The 24,368-nt window shown below is 57.3% G+C and carries 26 protein-coding genes and 5 tRNA genes; 11 read left to right on the forward strand and 20 right to left on the reverse strand.

Annotated features, from left to right (window positions below):
• Nucleotides 1–46: 46 nt before the first annotated feature.
• The 11 genes from ACP7E4_RS15405 to ACP7E4_RS15455 all read right to left on the reverse strand — a co-directional run bounded on the left by ACP7E4_RS15405 (nucleotide 47) and on the right by ACP7E4_RS15455 (nucleotide 6,862).
• The gene (locus tag ACP7E4_RS15405; RefSeq protein ID WP_426115905.1) at nucleotides 47–601 is read right to left on the reverse strand and encodes a hypothetical protein; all 555 of its coding nucleotides are present in this window, start codon (nucleotides 599–601) and stop codon (nucleotides 47–49) included.
• A 713-nt stretch (nucleotides 602–1,314) separates the two neighbouring features.
• On the reverse strand, nucleotides 1,315–1,590 hold the full coding sequence (locus ACP7E4_RS15410) for a hypothetical protein (protein WP_331150932.1): 276 nt from the start codon (nucleotides 1,588–1,590) through the stop codon (nucleotides 1,315–1,317).
• Nucleotides 1,591–1,593: 3 nt separating this feature from the next.
• A complete protein-coding gene (locus tag ACP7E4_RS15415) occupies nucleotides 1,594–1,836 on the reverse strand; it encodes a hypothetical protein (RefSeq protein WP_426115988.1) in 243 nt (80 codons plus the stop codon).
• 350 nt (nucleotides 1,837–2,186) lie between these two features.
• Nucleotides 2,187–2,426 (reverse strand): hypothetical protein, encoded by a 240-nt coding sequence (locus ACP7E4_RS15420; RefSeq protein ID WP_426115903.1) that lies wholly within the window; start codon nucleotides 2,424–2,426, stop codon nucleotides 2,187–2,189.
• Nucleotides 2,423–2,776 (reverse strand): hypothetical protein, encoded by a 354-nt coding sequence (locus tag ACP7E4_RS15425; protein ID WP_426115901.1) that lies wholly within the window; start codon nucleotides 2,774–2,776, stop codon nucleotides 2,423–2,425. Before ACP7E4_RS15425 ends, ACP7E4_RS15420 begins: the two co-directional genes overlap by 4 nt.
• A gap of 1 nt (nucleotide 2,777) precedes the next feature.
• On the reverse strand, nucleotides 2,778–3,434 hold the full coding sequence (locus ACP7E4_RS15430) for a hypothetical protein (protein ID WP_426115899.1): 657 nt from the start codon (nucleotides 3,432–3,434) through the stop codon (nucleotides 2,778–2,780).
• A complete protein-coding gene (locus tag ACP7E4_RS15435) occupies nucleotides 3,434–3,679 on the reverse strand; it encodes a transcriptional regulator (RefSeq protein ID WP_426115897.1) in 246 nt (81 codons plus the stop codon). The genes ACP7E4_RS15430 and ACP7E4_RS15435 overlap by 1 nt, the downstream gene beginning before the upstream one ends.
• Nucleotides 3,680–3,804: 125 nt before the next feature.
• Entirely contained in the window at nucleotides 3,805–4,677 is an 873-nt protein-coding gene (locus ACP7E4_RS15440; RefSeq protein ID WP_426115895.1) for a DUF6387 family protein, read from the reverse strand.
• 100 nt (nucleotides 4,678–4,777) lie between these two features.
• A complete protein-coding gene (locus ACP7E4_RS15445; protein ID WP_426115893.1) occupies nucleotides 4,778–6,091 on the reverse strand; it encodes a tyrosine-type recombinase/integrase in 1,314 nt (437 codons plus the stop codon).
• A 175-nt stretch (nucleotides 6,092–6,266) separates the two neighbouring features.
• Nucleotides 6,267–6,340: transfer RNA gene (locus tag ACP7E4_RS15450), tRNA-Thr, on the reverse strand.
• A 99-nt stretch (nucleotides 6,341–6,439) separates the two neighbouring features.
• Complete coding sequence (locus ACP7E4_RS15455) at nucleotides 6,440–6,862, reverse strand: pilin (protein WP_426115891.1); 423 nt, start codon at nucleotides 6,860–6,862, stop codon at nucleotides 6,440–6,442.
• Nucleotides 6,863–7,084: 222 nt separating this feature from the next.
• Between ACP7E4_RS15455 and pilB the strand changes: the two genes are divergently transcribed.
• Genes pilB through yacG form a run of 5 tightly spaced genes read left to right on the forward strand, consistent with a single transcriptional unit; the run spans nucleotide 7,085 to nucleotide 11,697 of the window.
• On the forward strand, nucleotides 7,085–8,782 hold the full coding sequence (gene pilB / locus ACP7E4_RS15460; protein ID WP_426115889.1) for a type IV-A pilus assembly ATPase PilB: 1,698 nt from the start codon (nucleotides 7,085–7,087) through the stop codon (nucleotides 8,780–8,782).
• A 2-nt stretch (nucleotides 8,783–8,784) separates the two neighbouring features.
• Nucleotides 8,785–10,002, forward strand: a complete 1,218-nt coding sequence (locus tag ACP7E4_RS15465) for a type II secretion system F family protein (RefSeq protein ID WP_426115887.1) — start codon at nucleotides 8,785–8,787, stop codon at nucleotides 10,000–10,002.
• Between the two features lie 2 nt (nucleotides 10,003–10,004).
• Complete coding sequence (locus ACP7E4_RS15470; protein ID WP_426115885.1) at nucleotides 10,005–10,877, forward strand: prepilin peptidase; 873 nt, start codon at nucleotides 10,005–10,007, stop codon at nucleotides 10,875–10,877.
• Nucleotides 10,874–11,497 carry a dephospho-CoA kinase gene (coaE, locus tag ACP7E4_RS15475; RefSeq protein ID WP_426115883.1) on the forward strand — a complete coding sequence of 208 codons (624 nt, stop codon included), beginning with the start codon at nucleotides 10,874–10,876 and terminating at the stop codon, nucleotides 11,495–11,497. The genes ACP7E4_RS15470 and coaE overlap by 4 nt, the downstream gene beginning before the upstream one ends.
• Complete coding sequence (gene yacG, locus ACP7E4_RS15480; RefSeq protein WP_426115881.1) at nucleotides 11,494–11,697, forward strand: DNA gyrase inhibitor YacG; 204 nt, start codon at nucleotides 11,494–11,496, stop codon at nucleotides 11,695–11,697. Before coaE ends, yacG begins: the two co-directional genes overlap by 4 nt.
• A 23-nt stretch (nucleotides 11,698–11,720) precedes the next feature.
• On the opposite strand, the gene ACP7E4_RS15485 is transcribed toward yacG, so the two are convergent.
• A complete protein-coding gene (locus ACP7E4_RS15485) occupies nucleotides 11,721–12,416 on the reverse strand; it encodes an energy-coupling factor ABC transporter permease (protein WP_426115879.1) in 696 nt (231 codons plus the stop codon).
• Nucleotides 12,413–12,880: a hypothetical protein gene (locus ACP7E4_RS15490; protein WP_426115877.1), complete on the reverse strand. Its 468-nt coding sequence runs from the start codon at nucleotides 12,878–12,880 to the stop codon at nucleotides 12,413–12,415. The genes ACP7E4_RS15485 and ACP7E4_RS15490 overlap by 4 nt, the downstream gene beginning before the upstream one ends.
• Before the next feature lie 307 nt (nucleotides 12,881–13,187).
• Between ACP7E4_RS15490 and ACP7E4_RS15495 the strand changes: the two genes are divergently transcribed.
• The 4 genes from ACP7E4_RS15495 to ACP7E4_RS15510 all read left to right on the forward strand — a co-directional run bounded on the left by ACP7E4_RS15495 (nucleotide 13,188) and on the right by ACP7E4_RS15510 (nucleotide 15,904).
• Nucleotides 13,188–13,817, forward strand: coding sequence for a DUF1780 domain-containing protein (locus tag ACP7E4_RS15495; RefSeq protein WP_020291059.1), 630 nt, complete (start codon nucleotides 13,188–13,190; stop codon nucleotides 13,815–13,817).
• Nucleotides 13,814–14,323 (forward strand): MOSC domain-containing protein, encoded by a 510-nt coding sequence (locus tag ACP7E4_RS15500; protein WP_426115874.1) that lies wholly within the window; start codon nucleotides 13,814–13,816, stop codon nucleotides 14,321–14,323. The genes ACP7E4_RS15495 and ACP7E4_RS15500 overlap by 4 nt, the downstream gene beginning before the upstream one ends.
• A 39-nt stretch (nucleotides 14,324–14,362) precedes the next feature.
• Nucleotides 14,363–14,536 carry a DUF3094 family protein gene (locus tag ACP7E4_RS15505; RefSeq protein ID WP_020291057.1) on the forward strand — a complete coding sequence of 58 codons (174 nt, stop codon included), beginning with the start codon at nucleotides 14,363–14,365 and terminating at the stop codon, nucleotides 14,534–14,536.
• 69 nt (nucleotides 14,537–14,605) lie between these two features.
• Nucleotides 14,606–15,904, forward strand: coding sequence for an NAD(P)/FAD-dependent oxidoreductase (locus ACP7E4_RS15510; RefSeq protein WP_426115872.1), 1,299 nt, complete (start codon nucleotides 14,606–14,608; stop codon nucleotides 15,902–15,904).
• A gap of 166 nt (nucleotides 15,905–16,070) precedes the next feature.
• Here the strand turns inward: ACP7E4_RS15510 and ACP7E4_RS15515 are convergent, their stop codons facing one another.
• Complete coding sequence (locus tag ACP7E4_RS15515; RefSeq protein WP_426115870.1) at nucleotides 16,071–16,571, reverse strand: helix-turn-helix domain-containing protein; 501 nt, start codon at nucleotides 16,569–16,571, stop codon at nucleotides 16,071–16,073.
• Between the two features lie 69 nt (nucleotides 16,572–16,640).
• Between ACP7E4_RS15515 and ACP7E4_RS15520 the strand changes: the two genes are divergently transcribed.
• Entirely contained in the window at nucleotides 16,641–17,864 is a 1,224-nt protein-coding gene (locus ACP7E4_RS15520) for an MFS transporter (protein ID WP_426115868.1), read from the forward strand.
• A gap of 177 nt (nucleotides 17,865–18,041) precedes the next feature.
• On the opposite strand, the gene ACP7E4_RS15525 is transcribed toward ACP7E4_RS15520, so the two are convergent.
• The gene (locus tag ACP7E4_RS15525) at nucleotides 18,042–18,887 is read right to left on the reverse strand and encodes an AraC family transcriptional regulator (RefSeq protein ID WP_426115866.1); all 846 of its coding nucleotides are present in this window, start codon (nucleotides 18,885–18,887) and stop codon (nucleotides 18,042–18,044) included.
• A 135-nt stretch (nucleotides 18,888–19,022) separates the two neighbouring features.
• On the opposite strand from ACP7E4_RS15525, the gene ACP7E4_RS15530 reads away from it, so the two are divergent.
• The gene (locus tag ACP7E4_RS15530; protein ID WP_426115864.1) at nucleotides 19,023–20,435 is read left to right on the forward strand and encodes an MFS transporter; all 1,413 of its coding nucleotides are present in this window, start codon (nucleotides 19,023–19,025) and stop codon (nucleotides 20,433–20,435) included.
• A gap of 565 nt (nucleotides 20,436–21,000) precedes the next feature.
• On the opposite strand, the gene ACP7E4_RS15535 is transcribed toward ACP7E4_RS15530, so the two are convergent.
• From ACP7E4_RS15535 to clpB, 5 genes are all read right to left on the reverse strand, one after another.
• Nucleotides 21,001–21,077, reverse strand: a tRNA-Pro gene (locus tag ACP7E4_RS15535).
• A 95-nt stretch (nucleotides 21,078–21,172) separates the two neighbouring features.
• Nucleotides 21,173–21,248: transfer RNA gene (locus ACP7E4_RS15540), tRNA-Lys, on the reverse strand.
• Nucleotides 21,249–21,253: 5 nt separating this feature from the next.
• Nucleotides 21,254–21,330, reverse strand: a tRNA-Pro gene (locus tag ACP7E4_RS15545).
• Nucleotides 21,331–21,351: 21 nt separating this feature from the next.
• Nucleotides 21,352–21,427: transfer RNA gene (locus tag ACP7E4_RS15550), tRNA-Asn, on the reverse strand.
• A gap of 307 nt (nucleotides 21,428–21,734) precedes the next feature.
• Entirely contained in the window at nucleotides 21,735–24,299 is a 2,565-nt protein-coding gene (gene clpB / locus ACP7E4_RS15555; protein ID WP_426115862.1) for an ATP-dependent chaperone ClpB, read from the reverse strand.
• Nucleotides 24,300–24,368: the final 69 nt, after the last annotated feature.

Raw genomic sequence — 24,368 nt, forward strand, 5'->3', positions numbered from 1 at the left:
TTGGTTGGTCGAGCACTGCGATATGAGAGTCGGCGGGGGCGGTTCCTCAGCTGCTAGGCTGTTCAAGCACCCTTAAACTGTTCTGCACTAGATCGTGACTATGAGCGGCGTAGAACGCCTCGCAGAGCGGGCCACGACCTGCCCAGACTTCGTTTTCAATGTCAGCACTGTCCTCGACGTTTGCCTCGAAGATCAGGCCGCGCAATGTCCTGCAACGCTCTAAGTGAAGCTCGGAGCGACGGGCAGGGTTCACGTTGAGGATGTCGCAAAGCCGATCGAAGCCGAGGCGTTCGGCCACCGCGCTGCCGTCAGAGGACAGCAGACGTCCGAGTTCCACCAGCCGCGCGCGTGCGTACTCATACTCGGCAGCACGATGAGTGTCGGCGAGCTCTACAAGCATTTCGATGTCGCGAGCTGAGCGCGGCAGATCCCGGCTGATCTTCAGCACTGTTCGCAGAAAGTCTTTGCGCTCGCGCCAGATGCCGTCGCGGACAGCGAGGAGGATCCGGCAGGTCCGACGGGTGACGATCAGCAGAGTTCCGGGCGTTACGCCTGGCTTCGATGCGATTGCATGCAGGTCGCTCACTAACTTAGGGATCATTGCGAGCCCCTCCAATGACGGCTAGGAAAGTGAAGAGAAGATGTATGGGTATGGTTTACGTAGGAGTGGTCCATATTTGGTACCTGTAACCTCTGAAAAGCGTGTCCACAGGTACCAAAAACGACACCTGTGGATACGTTTAATGGCTGCAATGGTCCATATTCGATACCTGTGGAATTGCCACAGGTATCGTTTTTGGACCGGTAAGAATCGAAAGCTTTGGTTTTTCCCACTCGTTAGACGGCGCCTTATTGTTCCAGCACGGCATCCATGTGAGCCGCCAAGTGCGCGTTTTCGATTGGGTACGGCTGCAGAACAGGCTTTCATCTACAAGCACGATGAATCCTGCTTCGACGAGCTCGTTGAACACCCTCATGGCAAGAGTTCGAGAACAGGGTATTTCCTGCCCCGCCTGACGTACGCCAAATCCCACAGGGCCCGCCGGCGTCCAGTGTCGTTGCAATAGTGTGATGAGCGCCTTCGCCTGGGCACTCAAGCCAAGGTATGCCGGAGAGGCCAGCAAGCGACGTTGTGTCACTACCACCCCCCCGACGCTATCGAAAGGTAGGCGACTCTTCTTTCTCATTTAGCGACTCAAGCGCAGTAGAGACGCGTTTATAGGGTCGGTTAATCCCGCCGCTGCGCTCCACTGCAGGCTGACTGACGTGTGCCTGTTGAACACCAAGACGGGGAACAAAGCGACGGCTCTTAAGCTACTCATTGGCGATTCTCCCGGCGAAGGCTCGACATACCTGGCCATTGTTGATGGCGCGCCAATAAGTGAATTCATCGATCGACTCGGCGAGACCGGATGTCACCACCGCCAACTGGTTGCGCATTACCTGGCGCCCGCATTCGGCATCTGCAGCGCACAGAAACGGGCCAAGCAACGCCTTTACGACCTTTGGATGACTAACATAAAAAAGCTCGGTGGCTTTCTTTGGGCAAGCCGGGGCCGTTGGCGCAAGTGCGCCTTTTTGAATTTTCATGTTCTAGGCCTTTTGGCTGGCGGCGCTGCGCTGGCTGAGCGGAGGAACTTTCATGTGCGAAGCTGAGGTACCCAGACTGCAAGCGTCTTTGGCATCCAAGCTTCGGGCCTTGTCCATGTGCGTGTTGTAACGAGCCAAGCGAACGCTCAGCGAACTGTCTGCATGGAGCGCGGCGATGGCCATGGCGCGATGTGCGGCCGCTTTTCCGGATGTGGCGGGCGGATTTTGAGTGCTTGAAAACTGCATAGGTGATGCTCCTTTCGCTGCGGAGCTACCGGCTTCACTTGCACATGAAAGGCGGTAGCGCTGTGCAGGTGTGCAAGATCGGGGCAAAAGGAACCCGACAGGACCGAAGTCCTCCCACACAGCACCACCATAAAATGCAGGCGAAAAAAAACTCCGCGCTGTTTGGTGGAGCTTGTGCTCCTTATGCTTGCCGGGCTTGCACACCCAGATCGCTGAATTGGCAGCGACGGGTAAACAATACAGACCGACCCCGCCTGATGCAACCACGGGTTTCGGATCCCTTGGCGTTGGCGTGAATATAATCTCGCGTGCAAACCGGCCGCATCGCTGGCTATTAATGGTCAGGGGCATTAGTGCAACCCTCCAGGCGCATCATGGGTGTTGAGACGGGCCACATCGATTGCCTTCATCAGTGTGTCGCGGCCGAGCCCTTTGCTCTGGAGGATCGTAGCCAGGCTTAGAAAAGCAGCCATCACCACAACCTCCGGGGGCGTCTGGTTGCTATTGGCATAATTGACTATGTTCGGCAGTAGCTCATCGAACAGAAAGTCCTGATGATCTTGAACGGTATGTCCTGCGTATGAAGTCATGCCGCCACCTCACGACGCTGGCCCGCAGCGCTCGCCAACATCGCGAGCAGAAGCATGGCTCGCGACCTTTGAGCCACTGGTAGGGAATAGCGAACCACCCTGCATGGACTACCCCAGTTGTTAGGAACAGCCTCGGCATGACGGGTGAACGCTAAGCCGTGATAGTTGCAAAGCCTGCTAATCGTTGTATGCAGGCAATGCTCGCCGATGCGCTCTGCCTCAAACCGATTGAGGCTATGCCCATCAATCATATGGGCGAGAACACGGCAGATCTTGTTCGGAGCAGTAGCAGTGGTAACATCGCCGTGCGACAGGCTGCTTTGTTCTACGGAACGGGTGGCCTTTTTCATTCTAGACTCCCTGCATCAGGTCAATGCGAGCGCGTAGTACCACGGTGCGTTCAGCCGCGGAAACACCATCAGCCATCATCAAGCGGTCGATAGCTTCCAGATCCTTCATGGTTTGACAGTCAACCTCGCCAGCAAAGGCAGACATTACCGTCTTTGGCTTTGCGGGAGCTAGACGCTCACGAGGCGCCTCCTTGGTCGGTAGATTCTTTTCGAGGAATGCCAGAAGCGGCGTTTTCTGAACGGGTGCGTTACGAGCGGCGATCCACTTCGCGTAAGAAATGGCGAGGTCAAGGTGGAGCCATACCCCTGGAAGGTAATCAATCTCGCCCAGAATGCCGCCATGCTCAGTAAGCTTGGCTCGTCGACCGATGTCGCCGGGCACCCGCTCTGCGATCCTGGGAGCTTTGAGTCTTCGAAAATATTCGTCCTGCTGAGCAGCAACCACACTTACGTCAGCATATTTTTCGGCCAGCGGCAGCCCGGCATTAGTGGCCAGGTCATGGATCTTGGGGAGCTGGTCTTTGTTGATAAGGAAACCTATAGCCGGAACCGGCTGGGCCGCTACTTGCAGCACCGACGAGTTGAACATTTTTCCGCGAATGGCGAGGACGAATAGTCCGTCTTTGATAACGCTAAGTTCGTTGTTGATCGCGGCCATTATGCTGCCTCCCCGCGACTCTCAAGGCGACGGCTCAGGTACGCCATGAACTCCGCACGCACAAAGTAGATTCGCCCCCGGCGGTGGTCGCCCTCGCGGAGAGGTTTTGGAAAGGTGTTGTCACGTGCGCGGAGCTGGTCTACCGCGCCGGGCGACCGGCGCAGTTCAGATGCGATTTCCGCTTTGGTCATCAGCGCTGGGAGCGCTTCAGGCTTCGGGGTTGAGGTAGGTTTGATGTTGAGCATTTCCGTTCTCCTGTGTTGATAGGAGTTACGTTAATGCCCGGAACGTTTGGGGTCGCGGCGAGTAAACTAGCGAGAAACTTGACGGAACAAATGTTCCTTAGAAAGCTTCCGACCGCTTCTAAATCTCACTCTCCATAGCCGACAAACGCCTTCAACTTGGATAGATCCCGCATAAGTGGGGCCGCATATTTATTGTGAGTGGTTTTCCGGATGTCATCATGCGTCCGGTAATGACCGTCGCACAGTGCTTCAGCGTACATGGGCCAAGTCACATTTGTGTCGGTCTCCATTGCCCATAATGCCAAATCGAGATAGGGAAGCAGCTTGTACTTTGTGTAACGGTCGTATGTTGCTTTCCGGGTCTTGTCTTCATCTCCCGGCAACCTGGCCTTGCCCTTCCTTTTGAGTTCACCAGCGACTGCCTCAGGCGTAGCCTTTGAGGTCAGAGCGTCCCTATTTCTCGCAGCATCAAGCCATAGCTGAAAGGCCGCTCTGAGGGCGGCGTCGGTTGCGCCAAGGTCGACTTGAATCACTGCTCGGGGGGGCTTACGAATATCGTAGTAATCCATGACTACAGGCTGCTGGGAAAGTCGCTCATGCCGAAAAAATGATGCTTGCGGGTTACGAATAACTCTCCAGCGCTGAGTTGCCGTCTTATCGCAAAGTCCAAATCTGCGGGCGTCTCGATCTCGATCGGCTTGGCTCATTAGATCCATCACTCGTAGATCGCCAATAGGCTGAGCATCTGGCATCGCGAGACCTGTAACTGGCACCGACTCAAGCGGCCTCATCCTCATAGCCCTGGCTTCGTCAGCGACATGGATACGCCACAACCGATCCTCTAGGGCCTGGCCAATTTTCTCCCCGAACACGTAGCCATGCAGTAAAGACTGGCGTCGACATAGCTGCTCATACCATTGAAGGGCGCCGAAATCCTCGGTGCCTCGATAGCTTTGAATATTGAACCACGAAGGCGGAAAAGAACTTTCTGTTCCCATTGATTCGCCCTCCCAGGCGCCCCCACTGTGAATAGATAGGCTGACCAAGCAGGTGGGAAGCCTGCGATTCGCCCCGTCGGGCTAGATCAGCCAAAACTTGTCATGCGCGCTTGATCGTCACCACGTTGGCGGCATTCTCCCCACGGTGAGCAAAATCGAACGGAGTTATATGCTTTTCACGGTTTGCGTCGATGTAGTCCGCCCACCACTGAAGCATGAGGCGGCGCTCGTCGAGCATCTGGGCGCGGTGAACATAAGCTGCCCGGACAGAGTTTTGCTCCTTGTGGCTCATCTGCCGCTCTACAACGTCGCGTGACCATAAGCCGGACTCGACCAGTGCCGAGCAAGCCATGGTCCGGAAGCCATGACCGCAGACGTCGACCTTGGTGTCATAACCCATGCGCCGTAGGGCTTTATTGATCGTCGCATCGCTCATGGCCATCCATGATTTATGGTCCCCAGTAAAAACCAACGCGTGCTTGCCTGTCAGGGACTTCAGCCGGTCGACTACTTCAAGCGCTTGCCGGCTGAGCGGTACCATGTGCGCGGTGCCCATCTTCGAGCCACGCACCGAATGCTTTACGCCCTCTATGGCAGCCCGTTGTCCAGGTATCTCCCACATGGCTTTGCCCTGGTCTATCTCGCCCCATCGTGCAAACCGCAGCTCGCTAGACCTAATGAACACCAGCAGTATCATTTTCAGCGCTAGGCGTGTAAGCGGCCTACCCGTGTCGCCCTCGATCTTCTGCAGCAGTTCGGGCAGTCGATTCAGTGGCAGCGCGGGGCGGTGGACCGTCTGCGCGGGCGCGGTGATGCCAACCAGGTCGCGCGCTGGATTGCTGTCGATAAAACCGTGCTGGACCGCGTAACGAAGAATGCCCTCCTGATAGTTTCTCAGGCGGCTGGCCAAATCCAACGACTCGCGCGCCTCTGCCGCTTTCAGTGGCGGGATAAGGTCGCGAGCTTTCAATTCGGCTACAGGACGTTTGCCCAGATCAGGGAACAAATGGTTTTCAAGACGGCGCATGACCGTATTGGCGTGGCCAGGCGACCACTTTCTGACGTTGGCCGCATGCCACTCGCGCGCCATCAGCTCAAACGTCTGGAGTCGCTCCGCTGCCGCTTGGCGCTTTGTCTCTTTGGCATGCTCCATTGGATCGATCCCGACAGCCAGATTCTCAAGCGCGGCTGAACGCTTGCTGCGAGCCGCTTTCAGACTGAGTGCTGGATAGTTGCCGAACGTCGCGAGACCCGGCCGACCGTCTGGACGCTTGTACTTGAACCGCCAAACCTTCACCCCGCTCTTCTTCACCAGCAGGAAAAGGCCCTGGCCATCAAAGAGGGTGCTGTCTTTTTCTTTGGCCTTCGCTGCTTCGCATTTGGTGTCGGTAAGGGGGGGTACGGTGCGTGCCATAGGTATACGTCTCGAAATCGAACCGCTGATATACCTATGAATATACCTAAAAAGCGTGGTAACAGAAAGGAACAGAACGCAAGAACGCACAACCCCGCATAAGCGGGGCTGGCGTATCAAGCGTTCTAAAGGGTTACAGCGAGGTACCGCATGGAACAGAAAAGAACGTGTTCGGTGCCGAAAACAGGAATCGAACCTGCGACCTTCGCGTTACGAGTGCGCTGCTCTACCGGGCTGAGCTATTTCGGCTGTAAACCCAAAATGCTAGCGAAAAAAAGAGAACCCACCATCTAGCACGATGCCCCCCCTTAACGCCACCGGATAGAACCCTAAACCCACGACTCAAACTTAGTTTTTGACATAACCTTGGGTTTCACAACCACCGGAATAAACCCAAGTCAGAACGCCGCTGGTCAAAGTTGGAGTCAGAGTACAAGTTTCTGTGCTCACAATGCCCTTGAAATTGTTGGGTACGCCAACGACCGCCGCCGTGGTAGCAGTGACACTCACGCTATTCAGTGCACCGCCGGCTTTCGCTGCTGGCAATGTCAAGCCGAGCTCCTCAACAGTGTCACATGCTGCTAGGGAGGACTCTTGAGCAACACATACGCCAATCGCGGACTTCACTGGAGCCATCGCACTAGTGACTTCAGTATAGGCGGCCTTCTTAATATATGACTGATATGCGGGCAGCGCAACGGCCGCCAAAATCCCGATGATCGCAACAACGATCATCAGTTCGATAAGAGTAAAACCTTTCTGTGCCTTCATGGATACTGCTCCGCTGCGTCAATAAGATGTTGCCTACCCAGACAAAAGCATAGGTCGTGCCAACAAAATATTACCGCCTTCTATTACTCGCTTCGTCTCAATAGCGACTTTCAGCGTGAGCTTCCACGCACAAACTGACAAATTTCGTCACATTGCCTTGCATCATTGGCAGCATCGCCTGACTACGCTATAAACCTCACACTGTCTGTGTCTGGTGGTTTTATGAGTGATGTTGTCCTCACCGGTTTGGCCAAACAATTGGTTGTCGCCGAGCTTCTGAATGAAAAAGCTGCGCAGCAAGCTTTCCAGCAAGCACGCCGCGATAAGGTTTCGCTGGTCAACTATCTGGTCCAGAACAAGCTGGTCAAGGCACTGGTTCTGGCGGAAATGGCGTCCGATCAGTTCGGGATTCCGTTCTTCGATCTGAAATGCCTGGATAAGGAGAGCCAGCCCAAAGGACTGGTCAGCGAAAAACTCATCCGCCAGCACCAAGCGCTACCTTTATGGCGGCGCGGCAACAAACTGTTTATCGGGGTGTCAGATCCATCCAATCACCAAGCCATTACAGATATTCAGTTCAATACCGGGCTCACTACTGAAGCCATACTTGTAGAAGATGACAAACTCGGCGATGCAATCGAAAAGTTTTTCGACTCCGGTAGCGGCATGGGGGAAATGGCCGATGTCGACTTGGGTCTAGAAGTCCAGTCTGCAGAGGACGCCAAAGAAACATCCATCGCAGGCCAGGACGATGCAGACGATGCGCCAGTGGTGCGCTTCGTCAATAAGATGCTGATGGACGCCATTCGCCTGGGCTCATCTGACTTGCACTTTGAACCTTATGAGAAAATGTTCCGGGTGCGCTTGCGTACCGACGGTATCTTGCACGAAGTTGCCAAGCCGCCGATCCATCTCGCCAGCAGGATCGCTGCACGCTTGAAAGTTATGGCCAGCCTGGATATTTCCGAGCGACGCAAACCTCAGGACGGGCGCATCAAGCTGCGCATCTCGAAAACCAAAGCCATCGATTTCCGGGTCAATACGTTGCCGACGCTTTGGGGCGAGAAGATCGTGATGCGGATTCTTGACCCCACCAGCGCCAAAATGGGTATCGATGCACTGGGTTATGAACCGGAACAAAAAGAGCTGTATCTGGAAGCGTTGCGCCAGCCTCAGGGCATGATTCTGGTCACCGGACCTACCGGGTCCGGTAAGACTGTATCGCTGTATACCGGCCTTAATATCCTCAACACCGTTGATATCAATATTTCCACTGCCGAAGACCCGGTGGAGATCAACCTTGAAGGTGTGAATCAAGTAAACGTCAATCCGCGTCAAGGAATGGACTTTTCCCAAGCCCTGCGGGCCTTCCTGCGTCAGGATCCCGACGTCATCATGGTTGGCGAGATTCGCGACCTGGAGACAGCCGAGATTGCCATCAAGGCTTCGCAGACCGGTCACCTGGTATTGTCGACCCTGCACACCAACAGCGCTGCGGAAACGCTGACCCGCTTACACCATATGGGCGTTGCGGCATTTAACATTGCCACGGCCATTAACCTGATCATTGCTCAACGATTGGCGCGCAAGTTGTGCCCGCATTGTAAAAAAGAAGCGGATATACCCCGGGAAACCTTGATCAAAGAAGGCTTCCCGGAAGATCAGATCGGCAAATTCAAGATTTATGCGCCGGTTGGGTGTGATCTGTGCAACGGAGGTTACAAGGGGCGCGTCGGGATTTACGAGGTGGTCAAGAAAACCCCGGCGCTGGAACGGATCATTATGGAAGAAGGCAACTCTCTGGATATTTCCATCCAGATGCGCAAGGACGGCTTCAATGACCTGCGTACGTCAGGCCTGATGAAGGCCATGCAAGGCATTACCAGCCTCGAAGAAGTCAACCGCGTGACCAAGGACTGACCATGGCCAGCAAAGCAGTAAAAGTCGGCACCTACACATGGGAAGGCACGGACAAGAAAGGCGCCAAAATGACCGGCGAATTGACCGGGCATAATATTGCCTTAATCAAGGCGCAATTGCGCAAACAGGGTATCAATCCGCTAAAAGTGCGAAGGAAATCCGTTTCGATTTTTGGCCAAGGCAAAAAAATAAAGCCGCTGGACATCGCGTTTTTCTCTCGCCAAATGGCGACAATGATGAAAGCGGGCGTTCCGTTGTTGCAGTCTTTCGACATTATTATCGAAGGTGCCGACAACCCGAATATGCGCAAATTGATTGGTGACGTTAAGCAGGAAGTCGCAGCGGGGAATAGTTTCGCCACTGCACTGCGGCAACAGCCCAAGTACTTCGACGACCTCTATTGCAGTCTTGTAGACGCCGGCGAACAGGCGGGCGCACTGGAATCCCTGCTCGACCGGGTGGCCACTTACAAAGAAAAGACTGAAGCACTCAAGGCTAAAATCAAAAAAGCGATGACCTATCCAATCGCCGTGCTAATAGTTGCATTCATCGTTTCGGGCATTTTGCTGATCAAAGTGGTTCCGCAATTCCAGTCGATATTTGAAGGATTTGGAGCAGACCTGCCCACTTTCACCCTGATGGTGATAGGACTTTCCAACATCGTCCAGGAGTGGTGGCTCATCATTTTTGGAATAATGGTTGCCGCATACTTCCTATTTAAACGTGCCTACAAGCAGTCCCAGAAATTTCGCGACAGCATCGACCGAGGCTTATTGAAGCTACCCGTCATCGGTCCATTGCTTTATAAATCAGCGGTCGCTCGTTATGCCCGAACACTGTCAACCACTTTCTCCGCTGGCGTACCTTTAGTCGAAGCACTGGATTCCGTAGCGGGAGCAACCGGCAACGTTGTCTTCCGAAATGCCGTAATGAAAGTGCGGCAAGATGTATCGACCGGCATGCAGCTCAATTTTTCCATGCGCTCGGTCGGTGTTTTCCCCAGCCTCGCGATTCAGATGACTGCCATCGGCGAAGAGTCAGGTGCACTTGATTCAATGCTCGATAAAGTCGCTACTTATTACGAAGACGAAGTGGACAACATGGTCGACAGCCTCACCAGCCTTATGGAGCCTATGATCATGGCGGTATTGGGCGTTATCGTAGGCGGTCTGGTTATCGCAATGTATCTACCGATATTTAAACTCGGAAGCGTCGTCTAACAATGTCCCTCCTCGACTTCCTGGCCACCTCCCCCATCGCCTTCGTCCTATCCACACTGATACTGGGCCTGTTAATCGGCAGCTTCCTCAACGTCCTGATCTATCGCCTGCCAAAAATGATGGAACAGGACTGGAAAGCGCAGTCCCGGGAAATGCTCGGTCTTCCTGCCGAGCCTGCGGGTGAGACGTTCAACCTGATCCTGCCGCATTCGCGCTGCCCGCATTGCGCGCATCAGATTCGCCCTTGGGAAAACCTGCCGGTGCTGAGTTATCTATTGCTCGGCGGCAAGTGTTCGAGTTGCAAGGCGCCGATCAGCAAGCGTTACCCACTCGTGGAGCTGGCGTGCGGCGTGTTGTCGGCATTTATCGCCTGGCATTTCGGCTTCGGCTGGCAGGCCGGGGCGATGCTGGTGTTGACTTGGGGTTTGCTGGCGATGAGTTTGATCGATGCTGATCATCAATTGTTGCCGGATGCGCTGGTGCTGCCGTTGTTGTGGCTGGGGCTGATCGTCAACTCGTTCGGGTTGTTCACCAGCCTTGGCGATGCGCTGTGGGGCGCGGTGGCGGGTTATCTGACGCTGTGGTCGGTGTTCTGGCTGTTTAAATTGGTCACTGGCAAGGAAGGCATGGGCCAGGGCGATTTCAAGTTGCTCGCCATGCTCGGCGCCTGGGGCGGCTGGCAAATATTGCCGTTGACCATCCTGTTGTCCTCGCTAGTCGGCGCGGTTCTGGGCCTGATCATGCTGCGTGTGCGCAACGTGGCGACCAGCACGCCGATCCCCTTTGGTCCCTATCTGGCCATCGCAGGCTGGATCGCTTTGCTCTGGGGTGGTCAAATAACCGCCTCTTATTTGCAGTTTGCCGGTTTCAAATGACCAACAGCGTTTTCAAACCCTGGATTCTCGGCCTTACCGGTGGCATCGGTAGCGGCAAAAGCGCGGTAGCGCAGTGTTTCATCGGCCTTGGCGTTCACGTGGTCGATGCCGATCACGCGGCGCGCTGGGTGGTGGAACCGGGCCGGCCTGCGCTGGTGAAAATCGTCGAGCATTTCGGCCCCACCGTTTTGCAAGCCGACGGCACCCTCAACCGCAGCGCCCTGCGCGGCTTGATTTTCGAAGATGCCGAGCAGCGCCGCTGGCTGGAAGCCTTGTTGCATCCGTTGATTGCGCAGGAAATCCAGCGCGATCTGGCCAGTGCAACTTCGCCCTACGCCATTCTGGTTTCGCCGCTGTTGATCGAGTCAGGCCAATACAAGCTGACCCAGCGCGTGCTGGTGATCGACGCGCCGCAACAGCTGCAAGTGCAGCGCACCATGCTGCGCGACAGTTCCAGCGAGGAGCAGGTCCAGGCGATTCTCAAGGTGCAGGCCAGTCGCGAAGAGCGGCTGAAACATGCCGACGAAGTATTGGTCAACGACCGCGATCACGCCTGGCTGCAAAGCGAAGTCGAGCGGCTGCATCATTTCTATTTAACGTTGTCTGGAGGCCAGTCATGAGCCAAGCAAAAACCGTCGATTGCCCAACCTGCGGCGCACCTGTGGAATGGAGCGCTGCCAGCCCTGCCCGGCCGTTCTGTTCCGAGCGCTGCAAGCTGATCGATCTGGGCGCCTGGGCGTCGGAAGAACATGCGATTCCGGTCAGCCCGGATGCCGAAGACGAACTGTTTTCCGGTGATTTTCCCGAACGCGGCCATTGACCAAAGCGACACTTGCGCGCGGCTCAGGTGTCATCGCCTGGGCGCCCATCATTCCAGGGCGCTGACAGGTAGCGCGTCCGATTGAACGTCTCCAGACATTCCGGGCTGAACACCACCAAAGCGCTGACGATCATGCCGTTGATGAAGGCTTCGGGGAAGATGATCAGCCACAGGTAGCCGATAAAATCCGACAGCCAGATCGGCATTTCGAACAGCCCTTCGAACCACAACAGACCCAGCGCCAGCAACAGGCACAACAATGCCGCCAACGCCGCAGCGAGAAATCCCGAGCAGAAGATGTACACGAACGGGCTTTTCGGTTGCGCCCGCTCGACGAACATCGCGCAGGCTTCGGTGACCAATACCGGCAGCCCTATGAACAGCAAACCGTTGACCCCAAGCGCCGCCAGATCCTGACGACCCAGCGCCACCAATCCCAGCTGCGCCACCAGCCCACCAAGAATCGCCAAAGGCCAATCCAGCAGCAAGGTCACGGCGGTCATGCCGATAAAGTGATACGACACGCCGGTGTCGAAATCCCGCCGCACCAGCCACAGCAAAAACAGCGCGAACACCGTTCCAAACAACAGATGCTGACGGCGGCTATCGGTGAACAGCTCAACCCAGGGCGAACGCCAGATGGCCCAGCACAGCACCGGCACGTACAACAGCCAGGCTGTGGTCATGGTTTCCGGAGTCAGGACCTGCGCGCTGATCATGGTTGTTCAAGCGCCTCCCGTAATTCGTCCGGGCCGTTGAATTCGCGACGCTCCACCAGTTTGCCGTCCCTGAGTTGCAGCCACTGCACTTTGCTCGGATCGCCGCCGTAACCGGGTGCGATCAACGCTTCGCGGTCCAGCGCGACGCGATAGGAGTAGACCTTGCGCATTTTCGGTACGGCGAAAAACTGCGTGATCAAAGCAGGCATCGGTTTGATATCGGCGATGAACACCGTGCGGCGCGCTTCGAGAAAGCCTTTGGGCTTGTCCTTGAGCGCCTTCTCCATGGTCTTGCCGGCGCTCATGCTGCTGGCGACCAAGATCGTCTGGGTATTGTGCTGGTCCATCGCATAAGGCTGGTCGAACTGGTCCAGCAGACTCCATGACGGCACAGGGTCGCCGATTTCGATGGCCTGCGCGGTCAGTGGCAGCAAGATCAATAACAGGATTGGCCAGAGCTTCAAACGTGGGTTCTCCAGGATCGGTTAAAGACACAGGATAGCCGAGATGGCCATCCTAAATCCGTTGGAGATAGCCGTGTTGCTGAAACGGCACTGTCGCCCGGCAAACACTGAACATGTGGGACCGGATTTATCCGGGAAGGCGGTATTTCTGACGACGAAGTGCAGTGAATGAAACGGCCTCTTCCCGGATAAATCCGGTCCCACACGGTCCTCGTCGGTCAGATGCTTATGCGGTGCCTGGTGAGAGCGAGGCTTGGCGACTAAACAACCTTTCAGTTATCGCGAATTGAACGCTAAGCTTGGGCCTATGGATGACTCTGACTACCTTCGCCTGCTCACGATCCAGGCCGAACAAGCCAACGCGTTTCTCTCCAATGCGCGAAAGTGGGAGCGTGAGCGATGGGTTTGTCAGCGCCTGCTACAGGGCTTGAACATACCGCATCGCAATGAAGATTTTGCCGCCGCCGGGCAGGAACCGCCGGATGTGCTGTTTCGCGACGCCTGTTTCGAGGTGTTTTTCGTGCTCGACGAAGGCCGTCGGCTCAACGACGAGTGGCGTGAAGAACTGGCGCGTCGGCGCAGCGCGTTTTCCCTGAGCCAGTTGGTGCGGCGGGAAGCCAAGCCCAAGCGCATCCCCGCGCCCGAGTTGCTGCAACGCCTGGGTCCGACCTTGCGTAAAAAAGCCCACAATTATCGCGAACGCGGCCTGGATCTGGGCGAGCTGGATATCATCGCTTTCGCCAGCCTCAAGCGCGAAGTGCTGGATCTGAACAGTCATTTCCCACCGCCCACCGAATACCTGCGCCAAGGCTGGCGGTCGTTATCGCTGGTCGGCCCCACGTTTGCCAGGGTGCTGTTTGCCCATCCCGGCGCACCGGATTTTCTGCGGACCAATCTGGGTCGCAGTGTTGTCTTCGATGTTGGAATCAGTTTATGAGCCCCCTGCAAGAACTGCTGGCTGATGTGCCTCAGAGCGGCTGCGTGCGCTGGATCGGCGTGCGCCCCGAATCCCGCGCCGAGATGATCGAGCTGGAAGCCGTGGAAGCCCGGCGAGAAGCGGGCCTGACCGGCGACCATTCGCGCCCAGGCCCACGTAACGCCCGCCAGGTAACGTTGATTCAGTGGGAGCATCTGGCAGTGGTTGGCTCGCTGCTCGGTCGCGCAGCAGATCAACCCATCGTGCCGCAGGATTTGCGGCGTAATCTGGTGATCAGCGGCATCAATCTGTTCAGTCTCAAAGGCCGACGCTTCAAGGTTGGTCAGGCTATTCTCGAAACTACCGGTTGGTGCCAGCCCTGCGCCCGCCTGGAGCAACGGCTTGGGCATGGCACGTTTCAAGCCGTACGCGGGCATGGCGGCATCACCGCCCGAGTGATCCAGAGCGGAATTATTCGCCTTGATGACTCATTGCGCGTCGAACCCCTGGATTTCATCGCCGACTAGCCGTTCTATCCAACGAGGCAGCTTTTAAAGAGAGGCTTTATGTCCAGCCGTCTGAACCCTGAAGACCAACAGCGTGTCGAAGAGTACCTGCAAGCTCCCCAGCATCAAGTCGAGCGCCGGCCTTTTCGGCCATGGCTGCTGCTGATCGTGGTGGTGTTTGTTGTGGTTGGCCTGGGCCTGTTGAGCCGTTTGTTGAGCTATCTGACGCTATGAGCTGCCTGTTCGCGCTCGCGCAGATTGAGTCTCGCCCCCCGAATTCTTCAAACCTTATGAGATATCCCTATGACGCATCGTATTGTCATCGTTGGCGGAGGCGCCGGCGGTCTGGAGCTGGCTACCCGTCTGGGTAAGACCCTGGGCAAGAAAGGTACGGCCAGCGTCACGCTGGTGGACGCCAATCTGACCCACATCTGGAAACCGTTGCTGCACGAAGTGGCAGCAGGCTCGCTCAATTCCTATGAAGACGAGCTGAACTACGTGGCGCAAGCCAAGTGGAACCACTTTCAGTTTCAGCTCGGGCGCATGACTGGCCTGGACCGCGAGAAACGCCAGTTGCATCTGTCGGCAACCCTGGACGAAAACGGTCTGGAACTGGTGCCTGCGCGCAGCCTGAACTACGACTCGCTGGTGATTTCGGTCGGCAGCACGACTAACGACTTCAACACCAAGGGCGCGGCGGAACATTGCCTGTTCCTCGACACCCGTCTGCAAGCAGAAAAGTTTCACCAGCAACTGCTCAATCAATACCTGCGCGCCCATGCTGGCCAAACCGACATTACCGAAGAAATCACTGTGGCCATTGTCGGCGCGGGTGCGACCGGGGTGGAGCTGGCGGCCGAGTTGCACAATGCGGCACACGAACTGGCGGCATACGGCCTGGGCCGCATCAAGCCGGAAAATCTGCGCATCACGCTGATCGAGGCAGGTCCTCGCGTACTCCCGGCGCTGCCTGAGCGAATCGGCGGTCCGGTCCACACCACGCTGGAAAAACTCGGTGTCACCGTCCTGACCAATGCGGCGGTCAGTGAAGTCACCGCCGACAGCCTGATTACCGCCAGCGGCCAGGTTATCCCGGCCACGCTGAAGGTCTGGGCGGCCGGCATCCGTGCGCCGGTTTTCCTGCATGAACTGGACGGTCTGGAGAGCAACCGCATCAACCAGTTGCAAGTGCGCACTACCCTGCAAACGACCCGCGACGACAATGTCTTCGCCTTCGGCGACTGCGCAGCCTGTCCGCAGAAGGGTTCGGACCGCAACGTCCCGCCCCGCGCCCAGGCGGCCCATCAACAGGCCTCGCTGCTGGTTAAATCCCTGCGCCTGCGGATCGAAGGCAAGCCGCTGCCGGACTATAAATACACCGACTACGGCTCGCTGATTTCCCTGTCCAAATTCTCCGCCGTGGGTAATTTGATGGGCAACCTGATGGGCAGCGTGATGCTCGAAGGCTGGCTGGCGCGGATGTTTTACATCTCACTGTACCGCATGCATCAAATGGCGTTGTACGGCACCTTCCGCACCCTGATGCTGATGCTCGGCAGCCGCATCGGCAAAGGCACTGAGCCACGGATGAAGCTGCATTGATGTAACGTCACGCGTAAATGCCCGACCCGCTGGAGCGAGGCTTGCCCGCGAATCAGGCGCCTCGTTGTACCAGACCCACCGCGTTATATTTGTTCGCGGGCAAGCCTCGCTCCAACAGGCCTAATCTCCAGACGCAAAAAAGCCCGATTCAAGCGCAAGGCTTCAATCAGGCTTTTTTGTGAAGAATGAGCCCCTCACCTGATAGACCAGTCGGCATGGCTTTCTCTGGGTTTATATAGCCGGATCTGGCCAGGTTCTGATTTTTCCTTACGCCGCCCCGCTTTCCCGCGACCTCCAGGAGCCGCTTGAAGGTGGCGCATTCCATATGTGACGGCGCAGGGCACTCGGCGACGTGTCGGAGCGTGTCGCGGAGCGCGATCAATTCGCGGATATGCCGATCAATCTCGTCGGCCTTTTGATGAAGCCCGCCGCGCGGTAGGTCTGGCATGCCGTTGCTGCCGAACATCCCGGCGATCTCTTCAAGCGAGAATCCTGCCAGTTTACCCATCGTGATCAGCTTGAGTTGCAACACGACTTCGGCCGGAAACTGCCGGCGCAACCCGTGCCGTGAAACCGAGTAAATCAGCCCCACTTCCTCGTAGTAGCGTAGCGCCGAGGGTTTGATTCCGGTCTGTGCCGACACCTCTCCGATATCCAGAAATTTCATGCTTGACCTCAAGCCGACTTGAAGTGGCAGCATGCTCTTGAACGGACCTTCGAGCAAGAGGACAAGACGATGCAACAGGCTGAAACACTCACACAAGACAGGAAACAATCGGGGGTTACGGTCACGCTGGCTCTGGCGATGCTACTGGCCTCGCTCGGCACCAGTATCGCCAATATTGCACTGCCGGCGCTGGCCGAGGCATTTTCCGCGCCCTTTGTCGAGGTGCAGGCGGTCGTCATCGCCTATCTTGCAGCTATGACAATCACAGTCGTCATAGCCGGTCGGCTCGGCGACAATCATGGACTGAAACCCCCGCTGCTCGCGGGCATTGGCCTGTTCTTCATCGGTTCGCTTTTAGGCGGTCTTGCGCCGAACCTGTGGTCGCTGATCGGTGCGCGTGCACTTCAGGGCATCGGTGCGGCCTTCCTTATGACGCTTTCCATGGCGCTGATGCGTCAGACGGCGAGCGAAGCGAGCGTAGGGCGAGCCATGGGCCTGCTCGGCACGGTCTCGGCGCTGGGCACGGCGCTCGGTCCTTCGCTGGGTGGGCTGGTGATCCCGGCAATGGGATGGCGCGGCATCTTCTGGATGCAGCTCCCGTTAGCGGCCATCGCCTTGTTTCTGGCTTTCACCCTGTTGCCGAGCGACGCCGGTAAGGAGAAGGCACCCTCAGTAAGTCTGTGGTCCGTGCTGAATACGGGCCTGGTTCCCAATCTTCTCGTCAACCTGCTGGTCGCCGCCGTCATGATGACGACGCTCGTGGTCGGCCCGTTCTATCTCGGCCTCGGGCTCGGCCTGAAGGAACGATTGGTGGGGTTCCTCATGGCGATTGGTCCGGTGATCTCAATCTTCAGCGGCGTTCCCTCCGGGCGACTGGTTGATGCTTGGGGGAGCAGCCGGGTGCTGGCGATTGGGCTCGTCCTCATGGCCGTCGGTACCTTCCTTCTGGCGCTCTTGCCGAACATGATCGGAGTCGTTGGCTATGTACTCTCAATCATCGTCCTGACGCCGGGCTACCAGCTCTTTCAGTCCGCCAACAACACCGCCGCGCTGGCGGATGTTTCATCGGACCGACGCGGCACGGTCTCAGGACTCCTCAGCCTGTCGCGGAACATTGGGTTGATCGGGGGTGCATCCATCATGGGGACGGTCTTCGCCTTTGGCGTCGGGACGGAAGAGCTTGCCCATGCCGCTCCTGCGGCGATTGCCAGCGGCATGCAGCTCACCTTCCTGCTCGCTGGTGGAATGATAACTGTCGCGATCGGCACCAACGTTTTTGTAAAGCGGTCGTAACCAGCATTGCTGTTAGCGGAACAGGATCAGGAGATGCAGCATTTCTGAACAGCTGCAGGCAGCGAATCTTCTCAGGTCTAAATTGCCACCAATGTAGCGGCGCGGGGCCTTCGTTCGTTTCCATCGCTTGCCGAACATTCGACGACACGGCTGGTTCTTTCGCCGCGAGTGCCTGGACTATCGTTCGGGCTTTTGAGCGGAACGGACGCCATCGCGCCTTTCGGTAACCGCAAAATAATGGCCCGGCGAGTCACCAAAAGCGCGCCGGAACATCGTGATGAAATTGCTTGGCGCGGCATAACCGAGGGCGTCCGAGACCATGCCGACGGAATCACCTCGGGCCAGCATTTCGAGGGCGTGGGTCAAACGCGCCTGCTGTCGCCACTGGGCAAAGCTCAACCCCGTCTCGGCCAGAATGAGACGCCGCAGCGTGCGCGACGAAATCGCCGCCCATGTCGCCCATTCGTCGAGCGTTCGGTCATTCTCGGGACGGGCGAGGATCGCGTTGGCGATGCGCACCAGTCGCGGATCGGATGGCATCGGCAGATGCAGCCGCTCTTGCGGTGCCTGCGCGATCTCGTCGAGCAGAACGGCGGCGACGCGATCCTGATCCGGTTGCAGCGTGTCCATGGTGCTCCATGTGACGGCCCTCCGAACCAGCGCGCGCATCAGTTCCCCGATGCCGATCACACGGGGGGCGTCGGGCAGATTGCGTCCGGCATCGGGGGCAATGAAGACGCTCCACCCACTCAGCGCACCACTGACGCTGACCGCATGAGCGACGCCCGGCGGAATCCAGCCAGCGCGGTGCGGCGGCAGCAGCCATGAACCATGCGCCGTCCGAACATGAATGAGGCCGCTTTCGACGCACAGCACCTGCCCGCGCCGGTGCGTGTGCCAGTCATATTCCCGCGTTCCCAGTCGATACTCCGTGCCGGGGTCATCATTGCCCCACACGGCAATCAGCGACGGGCCATCGAGTCTGTCGCTGAGATCCAGGGAAGTCGACGAATCTATCGTCATGTCGTTTGGCCGTCTCTCAGTATTTTATGTCCATATATCGATACCACTCATAACCTGTTTCAGTCGATCCTGGAAGGCGACACAAACGGTCTTCCAGACGGATGCGCCGTGATCCAACCCGATGAGGTGCATTCGATGTCTTCTGTTTCCGCCGCCCCGGTGGTTCCATCCTCCCTTTTGCGTAGCGGTGTTCCGGCGTGGATTGCCGCAGTGGTAGCCTGCCTGTGCTCGTTCATGGTCGTCATGGACGGAGCCATCGTAAATGTCGCGCTTCCCGCCATTCGGGCCGATCTCGGCATGTCCGCCATTGGCCAGCAATGGGTTGTCGATGCCTATCTGCTGTCTCTCGGCGGGTTCATGCTGCTCGCGGCGCGTGCGAGCGATATCTACGGTCGCCGCACCATCCTTCAGGCGGGTCTCGTCACCTTCACTCTGGCGAGCCTGATCGGCGGCTTCGCGACCAACGGCCCTATGCTGTTGGCAGCACGGGCGGTTCAGGGCCTCGGTGCTTCGGCGCTCGCGACCTCGACGCTGGCCGTCATCATCTCCGTCTATCCCAAGGGAGCCGGCCGCGAACGGGCGATCTCCTTCTGGGCCGCATCAGGGGCTATCGCCGCCGCCTTCGGCGTCATCATCGGCGGTGTGCTGGTGAGCATTCTGAGCTGGCGTTGGGTCATGTTCGTCAACGCGCCGATTGGTGCGCTTCTGAGCTTGGTCGTTGCGACCTGCCTCGCACCGCAGCCCCATGGCGAAGATCGCCTCAAGCTCGACATACCGGGCGCGATCTCGATCACGCTCGCGATCGGCAGCTTCATCTACGGTATCACCCAATCGGTCTCGTTGGGCTGGGGATCGCCCGTCGTCCTTGGTGCCCTCGGCATCGCGGCTGGCCTGCTTGCGCTGTTCGTCGGCATCGAAAGCCGCACCGACCAGCCCCTGATCCGTTTGAACGTCTTCCGGCATCGCAACATCCCGGTCGGTATCGTCATGGTCATGGGCCTTGGCGCATCGTTGACGGCGTCCATGTTCTTCATCTCGCTCGTCCTCCAGCAGATCGCTGGTTACAGCCCGATGGACACTGGCCTGGCCATGCTGCCGATGGCGTTGCTCCTGGCCGTCACCTCCATCTCGTCGCGCTATCTGCGCGATGCCGGTTTCGACCGTCTGCCGTTCTTCGGCGGGTTGATGGCTGCCGCAGGACTGGTCTGGCTGGCTTGGGTTCCTGCCGCGCCCATCTATGTCGCCGATATCCTGTGGCCGTCACTGCTTGTCGGCGGCGGACTCGGCCTGATGATCATGACGGCGACGCACGCGGTTCTTGCCGGCATTCCCCATGTCGAATCCGGTCTGGCCGCAGGGCTGCAAAATACGGCTCGCCAACTCGGCGGCGCTGTGGGCATCACTGGCCTCGTGACGCTCGCGCACACCAGCGGAGGCTCGGACGCGCTCGGCCAACTGGCCGGATACCACGCGGCGTTCATTGCGACGGGCGTGATCAGCGCGGTCTCGGCGCTCGCCTCGCTGCTGCTCCGGCATGACCACGCCTGATCCTCAGCCATAGGAGCATCGCCATGGCGATCGATGAAACCTACCAGGCTCAAACAGAACGGGAGTGCCAATAAAATCTCCGATGAAAGCGTTGCTTCACCCAAAACGGATAATAGCCGGCAAAATCGAAGAGCCGTTATCCACAGATGAGATCGCGTTTGTTGGGAAATTTCTGGATTGGCTTAGGCATCGAGGGGCGGACGCAGATGCTCAGTTGCTTCTGGACAGTCGCAGCTCGTTATCAGAACAGTTGAAAGCCACAAGAGGCAGTTTCGAGGGCATCGCCTGCGTCAACCGCCCCAGCTGATGCTCCTGAGGAAGAATCAGAGGTCGTCAAACATAGCACTGTTGAGGCGGACATACAGAAATGAAAATGCCCAGTCTCTTAGCTTTTGGCTTCGAGACCGGGCACATTCCAATTTGACATCATCGACACCCAGCGCTATGTTTCGCGGCAGACGGCTGCTTGCCTGAGTGTACGACCACTTCAGAACATAGAAACCGTGCTTTCGACTGACCATGACCTGCCAGTCTTAACAATCTGACGCAAACGCTTAAGCGAAAATGGTCGGGGTAAGGGGATTCGAACTCCTGACATCCTGCTCCCAAAGCAGGCGCGCTACCGGACTGCGCTATACCCCGGTAAATCAAGGCACCTCAATAAGCTGCCTGCGACCTGATACAAGTGGCATCAGATCTTTAAGATTCGGCCCCAACATTACTGTTGAGGCCAAAAATGGTGGGTCGTGTGGGATTCGAACCTACGACCAATTGGTTAAAAGCCAACTGCTCTACCAACTGAGCTAACGACCCAAAAATGGTCGGGGTAAGGGGATTCGAACTCCTGACATCCTGCTCCCAAAGCAGGCGCGCTACCGGACTGCGCTATACCCCGATACAGCTACATAGTGAAATCTGGCTCCACGACCTGGACTCGAACCAGGGACCCAGTGATTAACAGTCACTTGCTCTACCAACTGAGCTATCGCGGAACTTATCGATTTCAGATGCAACTTTTACAACTTTACAACCTTGAACTAACGCGCTGTTAACTTGTTAATTCGTTCTCTTCGCTGTGTTTGCATCGCTGCGTTCACGTCTCTGAGGCGCGCTATTCTACAATTTTAAAAACAGGTGTCAACCCCCTAAATTGCTTTGAAGACAATGATTTGCGATTTTTTTTCAGATCGCCTTTGGAACAAGACAAATCTGGGGATTGCGCCCAATCAACCCTTGCAGCAATCAACAGCCGCCGCTGGCCCGCGATAAATCTTTGCGGGCAAGCGGCCTGGCTATTTATCAACCAAACACGATCTCGTCGTTCACCACAGTGCCGGTGACGCTCGAACCGGGCATCAAGCCGCCCGACAGGATCAACTGCGCCAACGGGTTCTCGATCCAGCGCTGGATCGCACGCTTGAGCGGCCGTGCGCCATACACCGGGTCGTAGCCAACCGCGATCAACTTGTCCATCGCCTCAGGGCTCAGTTCAAGCGTCAGCTCGCGCTCGGTCAGACGAGCACGCAAGCGACTCAGCTGAATATCGGTGATGCCGGCGATCTGGTCGCGAGCCAATGGCTCGAAGATCACCACCTCATCAATACGGTTGACGAACTCCGGCCGGAAGTGAGTGCTCACCGCATCCATTACCGCCGCGCGTTGCGCCTCACGATCGCCCACCAGCTCCTGGATCTGTGCGGAGCCCAGGTTGGAGGTCATAACGATAACCGTATTGCGGAAATCCACCGTACGGCCATGGCTGTCGGTCAGGCGTCCGTCTTCGAGCACTTGCAGCAGGATGTTGAACACATCCGGGTGCGCCTTCTCGACTTCATCCAGCAGGATCACCGAATAAGGCTTGCGACGCACCGCCTCGGTCAGATAACCGCCCTCTTCATAGCCGACATAGCCTGGCGGCGCACCGATCAGCCGCGCCACGGAATGTTTCTCCATGAATTCGGACATGTCGATTCGCACCATGGCCTCTTCGGTGTCGAACAGGAACTCTGCCAACGCTTTGCACAGCTCGGTTTTACCCACGCCGGTCGGGCCGAGGAACATGAACGAGCCGCTTGGGCGATTCGGGTCAGACAACCCGGCACGGGAACGGCGCACGGCGTTGGAGACGGCAACTACCGCTTCGTCCTGGCCGATCACGCGCTGGTGCAACAGGCTTTCCATTTTCAACAGCTTGTCGCGCTCGCCTTCGAGCATCTTCGCTACCGGAATTCCGGTCCACTTGGATACAACTTCAGCGATTTCTTCTTCAGTTACTTTACTGCGCAGCAACTGGTTCTCTGGCTTACCGTGCTGGTCGACCATTTGCAGGCTGCGTTCCAGGTCCGGAATGATGCCGTACTGCAATTCAGCCATGCGGTTCAGATCGCCACGCCGACGCGCGGCTTCCAGTTCCTGACGCGATTGTTCGATTTTCTGCTGGATCTGCGCGGAACCGGTGACTTCGGCTTTTTCCGACGTCCAGATCTCTTCGAGATCGGCGTACTCGCGCTCCAGACGAACAATCTCTTCCTGAAGTTTTTCCAGACGCTTGATCGCCGCTTCATCGTCTTCTTTCTTCAGCGCCTGGGATTCGACCTTGAGCTGAATCAGGCGACGCTCAAGGCGATCGAGCACTTCGGGCTTGGAGTCGATCTCCATGCGAATACGGCTCGCCGCTTCGTCGATGAGGTCAATGGCCTTGTCCGGCAACTGACGGTCGGTGATATAGCGATGACTCAGCTTCGCCGCCGCAATGATCGCGCCGTCGGTAATGGCCACTTTATGGTGAACTTCGTAGCGCTCTTTCAGGCCACGCAGAATCGCGATGGTGTCCTCTTCGCTCGGTTCTTCCACCAGCACTTTCTGGAAGCGCCGTTCGAGGGCCGCATCCTTCTCTATATATTGGCGATATTCGTTGAGCGTGGTCGCGCCGACGCAATGCAGCTCGCCACGGGCCAGAGCCGGCTTGAGCATGTTGCCCGCATCCATCGAGCCTTCGCCTTTACCGGCGCCGACCATGGTGTGCAGTTCGTCGATGAACAGGATGATCTGCCCTTCCTGCTTGGACAGCTCGTTGAGCAGCGACTTCAGACGCTCTTCGAACTCACCCCGGAACTTGGCGCCCGCGATCAGCGAACCCATGTCCAGCGACAGCAGGCGCTTGCCTTTGAGGCCGTCCGGCACTTCACCATTAATGATGCGTTGCGCCAGACCTTCGGCAATGGCGGTTTTACCCACGCCAGGCTCGCCGATCAACACCGGGTTGTTCTTGGTCCGGCGCTGCAGCACCTGGATCGTGCGACGAATTTCATCATCGCGGCCAATCACCGGATCCAGCTTGCCTTCTTCGGCGCGCTTGGTCAGGTCGACGGTGTATTTATCCAGAGCCTGACGCGACTCTTCGACGTTGGCGTCGTTGACTGCCGCGCCGCCGCGCAAATTGGTGATGGCATTTTCCAGGGCTTTCTTGCTGACGCCCTGGCCGAGCAACAATTTGCCCAGCTTGCTGTTCTCGTCCATGGCGGCGAGCAGCACCAGTTCGCTGGAGATGAACTGATCGCTTTTTTGCTGGGCCAGACGATCAGCCTGATTCAGCAGGCGCGCCAGATCCTGTGACATATTGACGTCGCCGGTGGGGTTCTGGATTTTCGGCAGCTGGTCGAGCTCTTTGCTCAACTCCTTGCGCAGGCTGTTGACGTCAAAGCCTACCTGCATCAGCAACGGCTTGATGGTGCCGCCTTGCTGCTCAAGCAACGCCTGCATCAAATGTGCAGGCTCAATGGCCGGATGGTCGAGGCCGACCGCCAGTGATTGGGAATCAGATAACGCTAACTGTAATTTGCTGGTCAATCTATCGATACGCATTTGTCACCTTCCTATATAAGCAGGCCGGAGCAATGAACACACACCTATGACGAAAACCTGCTGGATGCC

Origin of the sequence: Pseudomonas sp. DSP3-2-3, from assembly GCF_049898225.1 — a bacterium.
In the GTDB taxonomy this organism is placed as follows: Bacteria; Pseudomonadota; Gammaproteobacteria; order Pseudomonadales; family Pseudomonadaceae; genus Aquipseudomonas.